The organism is Streptomyces sp. NPDC028314 (assembly GCF_055565795.1).
The window spans coordinates 355,902-371,806 of the sequence record NZ_JBVHTP010000009.1; the positions used below are offsets into that span (position 1 = coordinate 355,902).

At 74.1% G+C, this 15,905-nt stretch carries 16 protein-coding genes; 8 read left to right on the forward strand and 8 right to left on the reverse strand.

The window, feature by feature from the left end; genetic code table 11:
* Positions 1-257: 257 nt before the first annotated feature.
* Complete coding sequence (locus ACZ4TG_RS22360) at positions 258-680, reverse strand: DUF3052 domain-containing protein (protein WP_468165426.1); 423 nt, start codon at positions 678-680, stop codon at positions 258-260.
* A 175-nt stretch (positions 681-855) separates the two neighbouring features.
* Between ACZ4TG_RS22360 and ACZ4TG_RS22365 the strand changes: the two genes are divergently transcribed.
* The 3 genes from ACZ4TG_RS22365 to ACZ4TG_RS22375 all read left to right on the forward strand — a co-directional run bounded on the left by ACZ4TG_RS22365 (position 856) and on the right by ACZ4TG_RS22375 (position 2,602).
* A complete protein-coding gene (locus ACZ4TG_RS22365; RefSeq protein WP_468165428.1) occupies positions 856-1,353 on the forward strand; it encodes a TIGR04222 domain-containing membrane protein in 498 nt (165 codons plus the stop codon).
* Positions 1,354-1,512: 159 nt separating this feature from the next.
* A complete protein-coding gene (locus tag ACZ4TG_RS22370) occupies positions 1,513-1,800 on the forward strand; it encodes a hypothetical protein (RefSeq protein ID WP_468165430.1) in 288 nt (95 codons plus the stop codon).
* 46 nt (positions 1,801-1,846) lie between these two features.
* Positions 1,847-2,602, forward strand: coding sequence for a Clp protease N-terminal domain-containing protein (locus ACZ4TG_RS22375; protein ID WP_468165432.1), 756 nt, complete (start codon positions 1,847-1,849; stop codon positions 2,600-2,602).
* On the opposite strand, the gene ACZ4TG_RS22380 is transcribed toward ACZ4TG_RS22375, so the two are convergent.
* On the reverse strand, positions 2,556-3,761 hold the full coding sequence (locus tag ACZ4TG_RS22380) for an AI-2E family transporter (RefSeq protein WP_468165434.1): 1,206 nt from the start codon (positions 3,759-3,761) through the stop codon (positions 2,556-2,558). The genes ACZ4TG_RS22375 and ACZ4TG_RS22380 overlap by 47 nt on opposite strands.
* 51 nt (positions 3,762-3,812) lie before the next feature.
* Positions 3,813-4,007, reverse strand: coding sequence for a DUF3046 domain-containing protein (locus tag ACZ4TG_RS22385; RefSeq protein ID WP_266783889.1), 195 nt, complete (start codon positions 4,005-4,007; stop codon positions 3,813-3,815).
* Between the two features lie 81 nt (positions 4,008-4,088).
* On the opposite strand from ACZ4TG_RS22385, the gene ACZ4TG_RS22390 reads away from it, so the two are divergent.
* The gene (locus ACZ4TG_RS22390) at positions 4,089-5,099 is read left to right on the forward strand and encodes a hypothetical protein (RefSeq protein ID WP_468165436.1); all 1,011 of its coding nucleotides are present in this window, start codon (positions 4,089-4,091) and stop codon (positions 5,097-5,099) included.
* Here ACZ4TG_RS22390 and ACZ4TG_RS22395 read toward each other — a convergent pair.
* From ACZ4TG_RS22395 to ACZ4TG_RS22405, 3 genes are all read right to left on the reverse strand, one after another.
* Positions 5,068-5,376 (reverse strand): AzlD domain-containing protein, encoded by a 309-nt coding sequence (locus ACZ4TG_RS22395; protein WP_468165438.1) that lies wholly within the window; start codon positions 5,374-5,376, stop codon positions 5,068-5,070. The genes ACZ4TG_RS22390 and ACZ4TG_RS22395 overlap by 32 nt on opposite strands.
* Positions 5,373-6,071, reverse strand: coding sequence for an AzlC family ABC transporter permease (locus ACZ4TG_RS22400; protein WP_468165494.1), 699 nt, complete (start codon positions 6,069-6,071; stop codon positions 5,373-5,375). Before ACZ4TG_RS22400 ends, ACZ4TG_RS22395 begins: the two co-directional genes overlap by 4 nt.
* A 224-nt stretch (positions 6,072-6,295) precedes the next feature.
* Positions 6,296-7,129 (reverse strand): AraC family transcriptional regulator, encoded by an 834-nt coding sequence (locus ACZ4TG_RS22405; RefSeq protein ID WP_468165441.1) that lies wholly within the window; start codon positions 7,127-7,129, stop codon positions 6,296-6,298.
* Between the two features lie 80 nt (positions 7,130-7,209).
* Between ACZ4TG_RS22405 and ACZ4TG_RS22410 the strand changes: the two genes are divergently transcribed.
* From ACZ4TG_RS22410 to ACZ4TG_RS22425, 4 genes are all read left to right on the forward strand, one after another.
* On the forward strand, positions 7,210-11,799 hold the full coding sequence (locus ACZ4TG_RS22410; protein ID WP_468165443.1) for an ATP-dependent helicase: 4,590 nt from the start codon (positions 7,210-7,212) through the stop codon (positions 11,797-11,799).
* Positions 11,800-11,984: 185 nt separating this feature from the next.
* Entirely contained in the window at positions 11,985-12,656 is a 672-nt protein-coding gene (locus ACZ4TG_RS22415; protein WP_468165445.1) for a hypothetical protein, read from the forward strand.
* A gap of 94 nt (positions 12,657-12,750) precedes the next feature.
* Positions 12,751-13,557 carry an Fpg/Nei family DNA glycosylase gene (locus tag ACZ4TG_RS22420; RefSeq protein ID WP_468165447.1) on the forward strand — a complete coding sequence of 269 codons (807 nt, stop codon included), beginning with the start codon at positions 12,751-12,753 and terminating at the stop codon, positions 13,555-13,557.
* Between the two features lie 36 nt (positions 13,558-13,593).
* Positions 13,594-14,358: an SDR family NAD(P)-dependent oxidoreductase gene (locus tag ACZ4TG_RS22425; protein WP_468165449.1), complete on the forward strand. Its 765-nt coding sequence runs from the start codon at positions 13,594-13,596 to the stop codon at positions 14,356-14,358.
* 505 nt (positions 14,359-14,863) lie between these two features.
* Here ACZ4TG_RS22425 and ACZ4TG_RS22430 read toward each other — a convergent pair.
* Entirely contained in the window at positions 14,864-15,244 is a 381-nt protein-coding gene (locus ACZ4TG_RS22430; protein WP_468165451.1) for a helix-turn-helix domain-containing protein, read from the reverse strand.
* A 109-nt stretch (positions 15,245-15,353) separates the two neighbouring features.
* On the reverse strand, positions 15,354-15,905 hold the full coding sequence (locus ACZ4TG_RS22435) for a CinA family protein (RefSeq protein WP_468165453.1): 552 nt from the start codon (positions 15,903-15,905) through the stop codon (positions 15,354-15,356).

Below are 15,905 nucleotides of genomic sequence, written 5' to 3' on the forward strand. Positions count from 1 at the left end.
GGTTCGCCCGTGACAATGCGACCGAAGATCCTTCGGTTGTCATGCGCATTGTTGGTACCCAGCGCCCAACTCACAAGAGGGCATGGCGAGTTGGCGAAACCCGCTATCACCAGGGCAGTTGGCCGAAAGCGGGCCCCGCACATCCCCCGCACCGTCCCCAACCGCCGCAACCGCCCACGAAGTCGGCGGCGCCGCCCATACCCGTCCGCACGCCCCGCCGCACGGCCCGCCGGCCGGCCGCTCCTCCGGGGTGCCCCCTACCGCCGGGACCTGGGGGCGGTGAGACGGGCTCCGGCCCAGCCCTTGGCCACGCTCACCGGCCGCGCCTGGGAGAGCCCGGCGGTCGTCGCGGCCTCGGCGATCTCACTGGGCTCGACGTGGCCCTCCAGTCCGACCTTCGGGGTGAGCAGCCAGATCATGCCCCCGTCCTCCAGCAGCCCGATGCAGTCGACGAGCGCGTCGGTGAGATCGCCGTCGTCCTCGCGGAACCACAGGAGCACGGCGTCCACGACGTCGTCGTACTCCTCCCCCACCAGCTCCTGGCCGGCGGCCTTCGCGATGCCCTCGCGCAGCTCCTCGTCGACGTCGTCGGCGAGGCCGATCTCCTGGACGACCTGGCCCGGCTCGAATCCGAGCCTGGCCGCCGGGCCGCCGTTCCGCTCGTCTTCCGATGTCGCCACAGGTTCTCCTCCGCTCCGGGCGCGCGCCCATCGCGCACGTGCGTAACGTAGCCGATCGCGTACGCAACGTGGCGCGCCGCGATCACCGCTTCCCGGACCGGTCCCGGCCATTGCCCGGCCCCGTCGGCGGCCGCAGACTCGTACGGGTGGACGCGTAGCCGGCCGGGGGGTAGCTGTGTGGGTCTTCGTCTTTCTCGGGGCGGCCGTGCCGCTGCTCCTGGTGACCGCGCTCCGGATCCCGCTGTCGCGGACCCTCTATCCGCGCGACCGGCCCGGGCGGGGCGACGCCGCGGCGCTCACCCTGTACGAGGCCGCGTACCTGCGCGGCGGCCGGCGGCGCCTCGCCGAGGTGGCGCTCGCGGCGGCGTACGCGGCCGAGCTGGTGACGGTCCACGAGGTCGGGCTCACGCAGGGGCTCGGACTGCCGGCGGGCGGCGGCCGGGCGGACGCGGATCCCGGGCCGCCCGGCGATCCCGTACAGGCGGCCGCGCTGGCGTGCCTCGCGGCCGACGGCCCGCTGTACGCGCAGACGCTGCGGGAGCGCACCGGCGACTCCCCCGCCACCGTCGGCATCGAGCGGGACCTCGTGGGCCGCGGCCTGGCCATCGACCCCCGGCGGCGGAACCGGGCGGAGAACGCCGAGGTGGCGCAGGTCTTCCTGCTGCTGTTCTGAGTCCTGGCCGGCATCGCCGCCTGCATCACCGATTCCGTCAGCGGGGAGGGCAACGGGGGGCGCCCCGCCCTCGCGTTCCTCGCGCTCGGCCTGGCGATCGGGCTGCTCAGTACGTTCGCGGGACCGGCCGTCCCGTCCCGCCACGCCACGGACGCGGGTGTGCGGCGCGTCGCCGAGGCCGAGGCCGACGAGACCTGGACCCCGCCGCTCGCGCCCGGGGTGCCGGCCCCCGGGGACGGCGAGACCGCCCGGATGCTCCGCCGGCTCGCCCGCAGCGGCGTCGGCCCCCTCTCCGCTCCGGCCCCGCTGGCCGCCCTGCTGCTGCCGCCCGCCCGCGAGAAGGAGCGGGGCAAGGAGTCCGAGGCGCCCGGCGCGGGGGGCGGATGCGGCGGGGGCTCCGGATGCGGAGGCGGGTGCGGAGGCGGAGGCGGATGCGGAGGCGTGTGACAACCCAAGGTTGACGCCCCTCGACTGTCAACCTACGGTTGCACTCATGACGAACCCTTCAGTGGAACCCGTTCGCATGACCAATCCGGTACGCCTCGACGACGTCATCGAGGCCATCAAGAAGGTCCACACCGACACCCTGGAGCAGCTCAGCGGCGCCGTCGTCGTCGCCGAGTCCCTCGGTGACGTGGCGGACCACCTCATCGGCCACTTCGTCGACCAGGCCCGCCGCTCCGGCGCCTCCTGGACCGACATCGGCCGCAGCATGGGCGTCACCCGCCAGGCCGCCCAGAAGCGCTTCGTCCCCAAGGCCGACAAGGAGGGCGACCCCGGCCTGGACCCCAGCGCGGGCTTCGGCCGCTTCACCCCCCGCGCCCGCAACGTCGTCGTGGCCTCCCAGAACGAGTCCCGCGCCGCCGGCAACACCGAGATCCGCACCGAGCACCTGGTCCTCGGCCTGCTCGCCGAACCCGAGGGCCTGGCCATGCTCGCCCTGCGCGCCCAGGGGGTCCTGGCCGACGACGTGCGCGCCGCCGCGACCGCCGGCCTGCCCGAGGCCGTGGCCGACGTCCCGGACCTCGTCCCCTTCGACGCGGGCGCCAAGAAGGCCCTGGAGCTCACCTTCCGCGAGGCCCTGCGCCTGGGCCACAACTACGTCGGCACCGAGCACATCCTGCTGGCCCTCGTGGAACTCGAGAACGGCGAAGGCGTGCTCAGCGGGCTCGGCGTGGACAAGGCCGCCGTCGAGGCCTCCGTCACCGAGGCTCTGGCAGCCGTACTCGACGGCGCGGACGGGAAGTAGACGTGTCCGCGCCCTCCGTCAGCGCGTAGCGCTTCACGTACGCACCGAGGAAGGCCTGCAGCGTGGCGACGGCCGGGATCGCGATCAGCGCCCCGACCGCGCCCAGCAGGGCGGTGCCCGCGATGACCGAGCCGAAGGCCACCGCGGGATGGATGTCCACCGTCTTCGAGGTCAGCTTCGGCTGCAGGACGTAGTTCTCGAACTGCTGGTAGACGACCACGAATCCGAGCACGTACAGCGCGTACCAGGGGTCGACCGCGAAGGCGATCAGCATCGGCAGCGCGCCCGCGAGATAGGTGCCGATGGTGGGGATGAACTGCGACACCAGCCCCACCCACACCGCGAGCGCGGGCGCGTACCGCACCTCCAGGACCGCGAACACGATGTAGTGGGCGATGCCGGAGACCAGTGCCATGAGCCCGCGCGAGTAGAGGTACCCGCCCGTCTTGGCGACGGCGATCTCCCAGGCGCGCAGCACCTCCGACTGCTTGGCCGGGGGCAGTACGGAGCACAGCGCGCGCCGCAGCCGCGGCCCGTCGGCGGCGAAGTAGAAGGAGAACAGCCCGATCGTCAGCAGCCTGAAGAGTCCGCCGAGGACGGTGGCCGACACGTCGAGCACGCCCGTCGCGCTGTTCTGCACGTACTTCTGCAGCCAGTCCGAGCGCAGGAGGCTGTCCTGGATCTCCAGCCGGGACAGGTCCGTGTGGAAGGTGTCGTTGATCGACCTGATCACCGAGTCGAGGTAGTTCGGGAACCCTTCGACCATGGCGACGATCTGCCCGGCGAGCATCGAGCCGAGCAGGGCCAGGAATCCCGCGCTCGCCACGAACACCCCGAGGAACACCAGGAAGGTGGCGAGCCCCCGGCGCATGCCGCGGGCCGCCATCCGGGCCACGGCCGGTTCGATCGCGAGCGCCAGGAAGAAGGCGATCAGGATGTTGACGAGCAGCCCGATCAGCTGGTGGAAGGCCCAGCTGCCCAGCTGGAAGCAGGCGACCAGGGCCAGCGCGAGGATCACCGCGCGCGGCAGCCAGCGCGGCATCCGTTCCCCGGCCGGCGACGGGTCCGGGGCGGCCGGGGCGTCGCCGCGCGGTGGGTCTTCGGGGCCGGCGGGGGCCGCCTGGCCGGGGTGTCCGGTCGTCTCTTCTGTCGCTGCCACGCCGCCCAGTCTGTCCCACTTGCGGCGCGTGCGAGGAGACGGGGCCCCCGGTCAGCGCAGCGAGGCCGGCACGTCCATCGCCGAACACACCGCGCGCCACACGTCCTTGGCCTCCCAGCCCGCGTCCAGGGCCTGGTGCACGGTACGGCCGCCGAGCTCCGTCATGACGTGGTCCCGCGCGAAGGAGTCCGCGTAGGCCGCGCCGAAGTGCTCGGCCATCCGTTCCCAGAAAATCGTCAACCGCATGCCACCAGTATCGCGCCCCGGAGAGTGCACCGGCCGCGTTCGTACCCCGCGGCCGCCCCGGGGCGGCCTACGGTTTCCCGCATGCCCGGAGACGAAGCTTCCTCGCTGGCCCCGGCGGCCTCACCGGCCCCGTCCGTCCCGTCGGCCTCACCGGCCCCGGCGGCCCCGCTGGTCCGGGCCGAGCAGTTCATCTGGCTCACCGCCCGGGTGCTGGAGCAGCGCCGGTTCGCGTTCCACTTCCTCGGCGGGGACGCCGACGCGGTGGACGCCGCGCTCGGCGCGTACCTGGGGAGTGACGGCGGCTACGGGCACGCGCTCGATCCCGATCTGCGCGGTCCGCTGAGCCAGCCGCTGCACACCGCGCACGCCCTGCGGATCCTCGACGGCCTGGGCCGCTGCGCCGGGCAGCGCATCGAGAGGCTCTGCCGCCACCTGACCCGGGTCTCCACCCCGGAGGGGGCGCTTCCGGTGGTGTTCCCCGGCCCGCGCGGCTACCCCGCGGCCCCGTACCACCCGGTACAGGACGATCCGCCGGGCGAGCTGCTGACCACGGGGCCGGTCGTCGGGCTGCTCCACCGCAACCGGATCTGGCACGCGTGGCTGTTCCGGGCCACGGACTTCTGCTGGGACCGGGTCGAGACGCTGCGGCACTCGCATCCGTACGAGATCCAGGGCGCGGTGGCCTTCCTCGACGGGGTCCCCGACCGGGCACGCGCGGCGGCGGCCGCGGACCGGCTGGGGCGGCTGGTGCGCGAGCAGGGCTTCGCCGTGCTGGATCCCCGGCAGCGGGACGAGTACCCGCCGGCGCCCGGCTGCGCCCCGGGCGAGCAGCTGTTCCCGTACGACTTCGCGCGCCGCCCGGAATCGCTGGCGCGCGGCTGGTTCACGGACGCGGAGATGAACGGCGCCCTGGACTTCCTCGCGGCCGAGCAGCAGCCGGACGGCGGCTGGCCGGCGCGCCGGCGTGCCTGGGCCCCGGGCAGCTCCCTGGAGCACCGGCCCATCGCCACGCTGGAGGCCCTGCTGACCCTGCGGGCGTACGGCCGCCAGCTCGCGCCCGCTACCCGCCCAGGGCCCGCAGCCCCGCGGTGACCAGGACCGCGGCCGCGACCACCACCAGGAACGGGGCGCGCAGCAGCAGTGCGATCCCGGCGGCGGCCAGCCCTGCGGCGCGGGCGTCCAGCACGAGCTCGTGCCCCGTGCTGAAGGTCTGCTGCGCGGTGAGCGCGGCGAGCAGCGCGACCGGCAGCAGCGCGGCGAGCTCGCGCACCGCGGGCCGCTCCAGGGCGCCGGCGGGCACGAGCAGTCCGGCGAGCTTGACGGCGTAGCAGCCGATGACGGTCACGGCGATGGCGATCCAGACGTTCACGAGCGGCGTCCCTTCATCCACAGCACGACCGGCGCGGCCAGCGCCGCGATCAGCACGGGCACCCCGGAGGGCAGTACGGGCAGCAGCCCCAGACCGAGCACCAGCGCGAGGACGGCCACGGCCCGCTCGGTGGAGCTCTTGAGCATCGGCGCGAGCAGGGCCAGGAACACCGCGGGCCCGGCGGCGTCCAGCCCCCACGCCCTGGTGTCCCCGATGGCCTCGGCGCCCAGGGCGCCCAGCAGCGTGGTCACGTTCCACAGCACGTAGAGGGTCAGCCCGGTCACGGTGAAGCCGAGCCGGGCCGACTTCCGGTCGGGCTGGGCCAGGGCCACGGCGGTGGTCTCGTCGATCACCCAGTGCGCGGCGAGGGGCCGTACGGCCCGGGGCAGGGCGAGCAGCTGGGACAGCCGCAGTCCGTAGAAGGCGTTACGGGTGCCGAGGAAGAAGGCCCCGGCCGCGGCGGTGAACGGGTTCCCGCCCGCCGCGAGCGCCCCGACCAGCGCGAACTGCGAGGCGCCGGTGAACACCAGCAGGCTCAGCACACAGGCCTGGAGCACGCTGATCCCGGCTCCGGCCGCGGTCACACCGAACGCGAACCCGGACAGTCCGACGGCCACCCCGACGCCGAGGGCGTCGCGGACGACGGCGGCCCGTGGCTTGTCGGCGACCCCGTCGGGGGCCTCTCGTATCACCATCTGATCTTCTCGCACGCCCCGAACGTACGCGGGGCGCCGCGGCCCGGTCTTGTACGTTCTTGCAGCTGGTGCGTTCGCGCGGCGGCGCGGCCGGCGTGCCGGGAAGGCGCGGGGACGCCGAGGCGGCGAGGCGGCGAGGCGGCGAGGCGGCGAGGCGGCGAGGCGGCGAGGCGGCGAGGCGGCGAGGCGGCGAGGCGGCCGAGAAGACGCGGGCGCGCCGTGCGTCAGGCCGTCCGCTCCCGCCGGTAGGCGCCCGGCGGGACCCCGACGATGCGGGTGAAGTGCCGGTTCAGGTGCGGCTGGTCGGTGAACCCCACCGCGACGGCCGCCTCCGCCGGCGGGGTGCCCGCGTCCAGCAGCCGGCGCGCCCGGCGGACCCGGGCGTCGGTGAGCCAGGTGTGCGGCGGCATGCCGTACCGGTCCCGGAAGGCCCGCAGCAGCGCGAACGGGCTCGTCCCCAGTTCCGCCGCGAGCTGCTCCAGCGACGGCGGCTCGGCCATCCGCTCCTCCAGTACGGCCCGGGCCCGCTCCGCGTCGGCGGTGCCCGCGCGGCGTTCCGTACGGGCGGGCAGCGGTCCCGCGTGCCGGGTCAGCATCCGCGCGACCGCGCCGCGCAGCAGTGTGTCGGCGGCCAGCGCGTTCCCGGCCTCGGCGGCCCGGTGCACCTCGGTGATCACCCGGGAGGCCTGCGGGTCGGTGACCATGTCGGCGGTGAAGCCGGGGGTCCCGCGCAGGGTGCCGATCTCGGCGGCGACCTCGGTGATCAGCGTCCGGGACGGGTAGAGGGTGGCGTACGCCCAGCCCTCGGGGACCCCGGCGCGGGCGGTGTGCGGCACCTCGGGGTTGATCAGGACCACGCTGCCCGGCCCGGCGCGCACGGTGGTGCCGGGCAGGCCGATCTCCTCGATGCCGCCGGTGACGGCCGCGATGACGTACCCGTCGTGCGCGTGGCGCGGGAAGGTGTGGCGGACGTAGTGCGCGCGGAGCAGGTCCAGCCCGGGCAGTTCCGCGTACTGCCAGTGCCGCGCCCACTCCCGGCGGCCCTCGTCCGTCCCCATCCCCCCATTCTGCGCCCCGCCGCTGCGGCATGTTTGCGCAGGTCCGGCCCGTTGTCAGTGCCGGGGTGCACGATGGGGGCATGTCCGGTAGCGCGCTCGACTCCTTCTCCCCCGCGACCCGCTCGTGGTTCACGGGGGCCTTCGATGCCCCCACCACCGCGCAGGAGGGTGCCTGGCGGGCGATCGGGGAGGGCTCGGACGTCCTGGTCGTGGCGCCCACCGGCTCCGGCAAGACCCTGGCCGCCTTCCTCGCCGCCCTCGACCAGCTGGCCTCCACCCCGCCGCCGGCCGAGCCGAAGAAGCGCTGCCGGGTGCTGTACGTATCGCCCCTGAAGGCCCTGGCGGTCGACGTGGAGCGCAATCTCCGCAGCCCGCTGACCGGCATCCGCCAGGAGTCCGTCCGGCTGGGCCTGCCCGAGCCGGAGATCCGGGTCGGGATCCGCTCCGGGGACACCCCGCCGGCCGAGCGCCGGTCCCTGGTGACGCGACCGCCGGACATCCTGATCACCACCCCCGAGTCGCTGTTCCTGATGCTGACCTCGGCGGCCCGGGACGCCCTGGCCGGGATCGAGACGGTCATCCTGGACGAGGTGCACGCGGTCGCCGGGACCAAGCGCGGCGCCCATCTCGCGCTCTCCCTGGAGCGGCTGGACGAGCTGCTGCCCCGCCCGGCCCGCCGGATCGGCCTGTCCGCGACGGTCCGTCCGGTGGACGAGGTGGCCCGGTACCTCGCGCCGCGCGGCAGGGTGGAGATCGTCCAGCCGAAGTCGGCGAAGGAGTTCGACCTGTCGGTGGTCGTCCCGGTGCAGGACATGGGCGAGCTGGGCGGGTCCCCCGCCTCCGAGGGCAGGGAGGGCGGCGACAAGCCCTCCATCTGGCCGCATGTGGAGGAGCGGATCGCGGATCTGGTCCAGGCGCACCGCTCGACGATCGTGTTCGCCAACTCCCGCCGCCTCGCGGAGCGGCTCTGCAACCGGCTCAACGAGATCGCGTACGAGCGCGCCATGGGCGAAAAGCTGCCCGAAGGCTCGTCCCCGGCCGAGATCATGGCCCAGTCGGGGGCCGCCCAGGGCGCGCCGCCGCTGCTGGCCCGCGCGCACCACGGCTCGGTGTCCAAGGAGCAGCGGGCGCTGGTCGAGGAGGATCTGAAGGCGGGCCGGCTGCCCGCCGTGGTCGCCACCTCCAGTCTGGAACTGGGCATCGACATGGGCGCGGTGGACCTGGTGGTGCAGGTCGAGTCCCCGCCCTCGGTGGCCTCCGGGCTCCAGCGCGTGGGCCGCGCGGGACACCAGGTGGGCGCGGTCTCCACCGGAGTGGTCTTCCCCAAGTACCGGGGCGACCTGGTGCAGGCGGCCGTGGTCACGGAGCGGATGCGCACGGGGTCGATCGAGTCGCTCCGCATCCCGTCGAACCCGCTCGACGTGCTGGCCCAGCAGCTGGTCGCGATGACGGCGATGGACACCTGGCAGCTGGACGACCTGCTGGCCCTGGTGCGGCGGGCCGCGCCCTTCGCCTCGCTGCCCGACTCGGCGTTCACCGCCGTGCTGGACATGCTGGCGGGCCGCTATCCGTCGGACGCGTTCGCCGAGCTGAGACCGCGCGTGGTGTGGGACCGCGTCGCCGGCACGATCACCGGCCGGCCGGGAGCCCAGCGCCTCGCGGTCACCTCGGGCGGCACGATCCCGGACCGGGGCCTGTTCGGCGTCTTCCTGGCCGGGGCGGATCCGAAGAAGGGCGGCGGCCGGGTCGGTGAGCTCGACGAGGAGATGGTCTACGAGTCCCGCGTCGGGGACGTGTTCACCCTGGGCACCAGCTCCTGGCGGATCGAGGACATCACCCGAGACCGGGTGCTGGTCTCCCCCGCCCCCGGGGTGCCGGGGCGGCTGCCGTTCTGGAAGGGCGACCAGCTGGGCCGCCCCCTCGAACTGGGCCGCGCGGTCGGGGCGTTCCTGCGCGAGCTCGGCGGACTCACCGACGAGGACGCCCGGCTGCGCCTCCTGGCGGCCGGCCTGGACGCCTGGGCCGCGGAGAACGTCCTGGCCTACCTCGCCGAGCAGCGCGAGGCCTGCGGCCACGTGCCGGACGACCGGACGATCGTGGTCGAGCGCTTCCGCGACGAGCTCGGGGACTGGCGGGTCGTGGTCCACTCCCCGTTCGGCGCGCAGGTGCACGCTCCGTGGGCGCTGGCCCTCGGCGCCCGCCTCGCGGAGCGGTACGGGATGGACGCGCAGGTCATGCACGCCGACGACGGGATCGTGCTGCGCCTGCCCGACGCCGATCTGCTCAGCATGGACCTGCTGGACCACGACCCGGCCCAGACCAAGAGCTTCGAGTTCGATGACGAGCAGGCCCCGCTGGGCGCGGCCGATGTCGCCTTCGAGCACGGCGAGGTCAACCAGATCGTCACCGACCAGGTGGGCGGCTCCGCCCTGTTCGCCTCCCGGTTCCGTGAGTGCGCGGCCCGGGCCCTGCTGCTGCCGCGCCGCAATCCGGGCAAGCGCACCCCGCTGTGGCAGCAGCGCCAGCGCGCGTCCCAGCTCCTCCAGGTGGCCTCGGAGTTCGGTTCGTTCCCGATCGTGCTGGAAGCCGTACGGGAGTGCCTCCAGGACGTCTTCGACGTACCGGGCCTGACCGAGCTGATGGGGGACATCGAGGCGCGCCGCGTCCGCCTGGTCGAGGTGACCACCCCCGAGCCCTCTCCGTTCGCCCGTTCCCTCCTCTTCGGGTACGTCGCCCAGTTCCTGTACGAGGGCGACTCGCCGCTCGCCGAGCGCAGAGCGGCCGCGCTCTCCCTGGACTCCCGGCTGCTGGCCGAGCTCCTCGGCCAGGCGGAGCTGCGCGAGCTCCTCGACGCGCAGGTGCTGGAGGAACTGGAGCGGGAGCTCCAGTGGCTGACGGAGGACCGGCGGGCCAAGGACGCGGAGTCCGTGGCCGACCTGCTGCGCATGCTGGGCCCGCTGACCGACGCCGAGCTGGCCGAGCGCGGCGCCGAGGCGTCCTGGGCCGGCGAACTCTCCGCCGCCCGGCGGGCCGTCCGGGTCCGGATCGCCGGCGTGGAGCACTGGGCGGCGATCGAGGACGCGGGCCGGCTGCGCGATGCGCTGGGCACCGCGCTCCCGGTCGGGGTCCCGGAGGCGTTCACCGAACCGGTCAAGGACCCCCTCGGCGATCTGCTGGCCCGCTACGCCCGCACCCACGGGCCGTTCACCACGGCCGCGGCGGCCGCCCGCTTCGGCCTGGGCGCGGCCGTCACCGACGGCGCTCTGCACCGGCTCGCCGCGGCGGGCCGGGTGGTCCAGGGCGAGTTCCATCCGGCCGGCATCGGCCAGGAGTGGTGCGACGCGGCCGTACTGCGCAGGCTGCGCCGGCGCTCGCTGGCGGCTCTGCGCGAGGAGCTGGAGCCGGTGCCGCCGGCCTCGCTGGCCACCTTCCTGCCGCAGTGGCAGCACCTGGGCGGGGCCCTGCGCGGGATCGACGGCCTGGCCCGGGCGATCGAGCAGCTCCAGGGCGCCCCGGTGCCCGCGTCCGCGCTGGAGCGGCTGATCCTGCCCTCCCGGGTCGCCGGCTACTCCCCGGCGATGCTGGACGAGCTGACCACCACCGGCGAGGTGGTCTGGGCGGGCGCCGGGGCGCTGCCCGGCAAGGACGGCTGGGTCTCCCTCTACCTCGCCGAAGCGGCTCCGCTGCTCCTGCCCCCGGCACATCCCCTGGAGCTCACCCCGCTCCACCAGGCGGTCCTGGACGCCCTCTCGGGCGGCTACGGCCTCTTCTTCCGCCAGCTCACCGAGGCCGTCCGCGCCCGCCATCCCGAGGCCGCCGACCTGGAGCTGTCCTCGGCCGTCTGGGACCTGGCCTGGTCGGGCCGCCTGACGAACGACACCCTGGCGCCGCTGCGCTCCCTGCTGGGCTCGGGCCGCACGGCCGGCGCCACCGCCCACCGGGCGAGACGCACGATCCCGCGCGGCCGCTACGGCACCCTCAGCGCCACGGTGTCCCGTACCGGCCCGCCCACGGTCTCGGGCCGCTGGTCGCTGCTGCCGTCCCACGCCCCCGACCCCACCCACCGGGCCCACGCCCTGGCCCGGACCCTGCTGGACCGGCACGGGGTCGTGACCCGCGGCGCCGTCGCGGCGGAGGGGGTGGAGGGCGGCTTCAGCGCGGTCTACCGGGTCCTTTCCGCCTTCGAGGACAGCGGCCAGGCCCGCCGGGGCTACGTGGTCGAGGGGCTGGGCGCGGCCCAGTTCGCGATGGACGGCGCGGTGGACCGGCTGCGGGCGGCCGAGCGCACCCCGCCTCCCCTGGCCGCGGTGGTCCTGGCGGCCGCCGACCCGGCGAACGCGTACGGCGCGGCCCTGCCCTGGCCGGAGCCGCCGGCGGACGCCACCCACAAACCGGGCCGCAAGGCGGGCTCCCTCGTGGTCCTGGTCGACGGCGAACTGGTCCTGTACCTGGAGCGCGGCGGCAAGACCCTGCTGGTGTGGCCCCCGGCGGACGACCCGCGCCTGGCGGCGGCCACCGCGGCCCTTGCGGCGGCGTCCCGGATCGGCACCCTTGCGGCCCTCACGGTGGAGCGCATCAACGCCGCCCCGGCGTTGACCTCGCCCCTGGGCGCGGCTCTGGAGGCGGCCGGATTCCATGCCACCCCGCGCGGAATGCGGCTGCGGTCCTGAATCCGGCATTCCGGTCTCGACCGTCGCACTTATGTTCCGCTTATGTACTGACCATGTCACGAACCCCCACTCGACTGGCAGGCCCGCTCCTTTCTGGACTATCAAGATCCACGCAGGCATCGAACGTGACGATGCCACGTCAACGCGCACAGTCATGGGGGACCAGAAAAGTGAGCACCAACGGTATGCGACGAGCAGCAACGGGCGTCATCGGTCTGGCGGTTGCCGGAACCCTGACGCTGACCGGCTGTAAGAACGGCAACGAGGAGGTCGCCCCGGCCCAGTCGAGCGCGCCGGCCGCCCAGCCGAGCGCGGGCGGGTCCGCCTCCGCGCAGCCCAGCACCCCGGCCAGCCCCTCCACCGGCGGCGGCGAGGCCCCCGCAGGTGCGGCGGGCGCGGCCAAGCCCGGCCAGACCTTCAAGATCGGCGAGACGGCGACGGTGCCGTTCAGCTACGGAAGCACCAAGGGCGGCACCATCGCCCTCACCGTCACCGCGGTCGAGCAGGGCCAGCCGACCGACCTGGACTCGCTCAAGCTCGGCGACAAGGTGAAGGGGATGATCCCCTACTACGTCCGCTACTCGGTCAAGAACGTCGGCACCGTGGACCTCTCGTACTCTTCCGTGGGCCACATCAAGGGCCTCCTCCCGGACGGCAGCGAGGCACAGGGCGTCTCCGTCATCGGCAAGTTCGAGAAGTGCAAGGACGAGTCGCTGCCGAAGGGCTTCACCAACGGCCAGACGCAGACCAGCTGCGCGATCGCCCTGGCGCCCTCGGACCAGACGAAGGTGGTCGGCGCCGAGTACTGGGGCGAGCCGTACAGCACGGTGGGCAACAAGGCCCTCACCTGGAAGTAGTACGGCACCGAGCCATCCCGGCCCCCGCGCGGACACCCCGCCGCGGGGGCTTCGGCGTCCCGCCGGCCTCCCCGCCCGGAGCGACAATGGAGCCATGCCCGAAGGAGACAGTGTCTGGCGCGCCGCGGTCCGGCTGCACGCCGCCCTGGCCGGCCGGGAGATCACCCGCAGCGACCTGCGCGTTCCCCGCCTCGCCACCGTGGACCTCACCGGCCGCACCACCTTGAACGTGATCCCGCGCGGCAAACACCTGCTCACCCGCATCAGCGGCGACGGCGGCCTCACCCTCCACAGCCACCTGCGCATGGACGGCGCCTGGCACGTCTTCCCGGCCGGGCGGAAGTGGCACGGCGGCCCCGCCCACGAGATCCGGGCCATCCTCTCCAACGCCACCGACACAGCCGTCGGCTACCGCCTCCCCGTCCTGGAACTCCTGCGCACCGCCGACGAGAACAAGATCGTCGGCCACCTCGGCCCCGACCTCCTCGGCCCGGACTGGGACCCCGCCCGGGCCGCCGCGAACCTCCTCGCCGCCCCCGAGCGCCCGCTCGGCGAGGCCCTGCTCGACCAGCGCAACCTTGCCGGCATCGGCAACATCTACAAGTGCGAGCTCTGCTTCCTGGCCCAGGTCACCCCCTGGACCCCGGTCGGCGCCCTGCCGGACCCCGAGGTCACCACGGTCCGCCTGGCCGGCGCCGCCCACCGCCTCCTCCGGGCGAACATCGGCGACCACCACGGCCCCCGCAACACCACCGGCAGCCGCCGGCCCGGCCAGGACCTCTTCGTCTACGGCCGCGCCCACCGCTCCTGCCTGCGCTGCGGCACCCCGGTCCGCGAGGCCGTACAGGACGACCGCCCCACCTACTGGTGCCCCCGCTGCCAATCCGGCCCGACACCGTAGTTGACGGTCCGTCAGGTCCGGTCGTACGGTCCCCGCATGCCCATAGCCCCGTACGACCTCACCGGCCGCACCGCGCTGATCACCGGCGCCGCCAGCGGTATCGGCCGCGCCACCGCCGTGCTCCTCGCCGAGGCCGGCGCGGCCGTGCACTGCGCGGACCGCGATGCCCAGGGCCTCCAGGAGACCGCCGAACTGATCACCAAGGCCGGCGGACGGGCCACCGCCCACCCCCTCGACGTCACCGACCGCGCCGCACTCCGGGCGGCCGTCGACGCGGCGGGCCCGCTCGACATCACGGCCGCGATCGCCGGGGTCATGCACACCAGCAGCGTCCTGGAGACCACCGACGATGACCTCGACCGGATCCTGGACATCAATTTCAAGGGCGTCCTGCGCACCTGCCAGGAGGCGGCCCGGAGCATGATCGCCACCGGCCGCCCCGGCTCGATCATCACGATGGCCTCCGGCGCCGTGGACGCCGCCCAGCCCGGCCTGCTCTGCTACAGCGCCGCCAAGGCAGCCGTGGTCCAGCTGACCAAGACCCTCGCGACCGAGGCCGGCCCGCACGGCATCCGCGTCAACGCCGTGGCACCGGGCTGGATCCGCACGCCCATGACCGGGCGCCACGGCGCCGAGGTCCAGGAGCAGACCGAGGCGATGATGATCCGGATGTCCCCGCTGCGCCGGGTCGGCGAGCCCGAGGACATCGCCCGGGCGGTGCTCTACCTCGCCTCCGACGCCTCGTCCTTCATGACCGGCCAGATTCTTCGCCCGAACGGTGGAGTGTCGATGCCCTGGTAGACGAGGCCCTGGCAGCCGATGCCGTGGCAGCCGACGCCCTGCCGGACGGCCCGTCCCCCGCGCCCGCCCGTCGGCGCCCGCGCTCCGGCCCCGGTACGCAGTGCACCGGCAGCAGCCCCAGCCCCCAGCCGCCCACCGCGACGGCGCCCTCCACGGGCCCCGAGTCCGCCGGCGCCAGCGCGAGGCGCAGCACCGCCCAGCACCACAGCACGCCCGCGGCCAGCGCGAGGGGTATCAGTAGCCGCCGCACGGCTGCCTCCCAGGAGGCCGGGATCCGGACGGGCCCATCCTCCCGCAACCCCCTGCCCGGCGCACCCAGAACGGCCCTGCACGAGCCCTCGTACGGGTGGCGTCGAACAGCCTCGTACGGGTGGCGTCGAACAGCCTCGTACGGGTGGCGTCGAACAGCCTCGTACGGGCGGGCGGCGAACAGCAAGGAGCCCCGCCCGGTGCATCACACACCGACCGGGGCTCCAGCCACACTCAAACGCTGAGGCTCACGCGCTCACGCGGCTACGACGTTCACCGCGTCCACGGGTGCCTTGATGGTCACCCGTTCGGTGGTTCCCGCGACCGAGGTCACGGAGACCGAATTGAGCATCGGGCGCACCGGTGCCGGCACCGGTTCGCTTGCCGCGGCCGACTGCGCAAGCTCTGCCAGCGACAGCTCGTCGCTGACTTCGCGCATCAGCTCGGACATCCGTACGTCCAGCGCGTCGCAGATCGCGGAGAGCAGCTCGGAGGATGCCTCCTTCTGCCCCCGCTCCACCTCGGAGAGATAGCCGAGCGAAACTCGGGCGGACGAGGAGACTTCGCGCAGAGTACGGCCCTGGCGCTGGCGCTGCCGACGCAGCACGTCACCCAGCAGGCGACGGAGCAGAATCATCGGTGGCTCCCTCCTCTGACCGTGTAGCCGTAACCTTCACGCCCCACCGTACCGCCTCGCGCCGCGGCCGTGCGGGGAGCTATGTCGTGTTCACTCAGGGCTGCAAACATCAAATCCCCCCGTTCTGTTCCGTATCCTGCCCCCGCAGATTCTCGCGGAGTTCGCTCGAGAGAAGTTCGAGCACTGTCCGTGCACTCTCCCTACGGATTTCCGTACGGGAGCCGTTCAACCGCAGCCGGGCCGTTTTCCTGCCCCCAGGGCCCGCCACCGCGATGAAAACCGTGCCCACGGGCTGCCCGTCCTGCGGGTCGGGGCCGGCCACTCCGGTCGTCGCGATCCCCCACGAAGCGCCCATCACCCGCCGCACTCCGGCGGCCATCTCCTCCGCGACCTGCGCGTTCACCGCGCCCTCGGCCGCGAGCAGCTCCGCGTCCACCCCGAGGATCCGGTGCTTGAGCTCGGTCGCGTACGCGGTGACCGAGCCGCGGAAGGATTTCGAGGCGCCGGGCACCGCGGTGAGCTCGGCCGCGACCATCCCACCGGTCAGCGACTCGGCGACGGCGACGCTCTGGTCACTCTCCGCAAGCAGCCGCAGTACTTCCCCGGCCACGCCGGTGACCTCCGCGACCGCGTCGGCGGCTTCCGCCGCACCGCCCGTCAC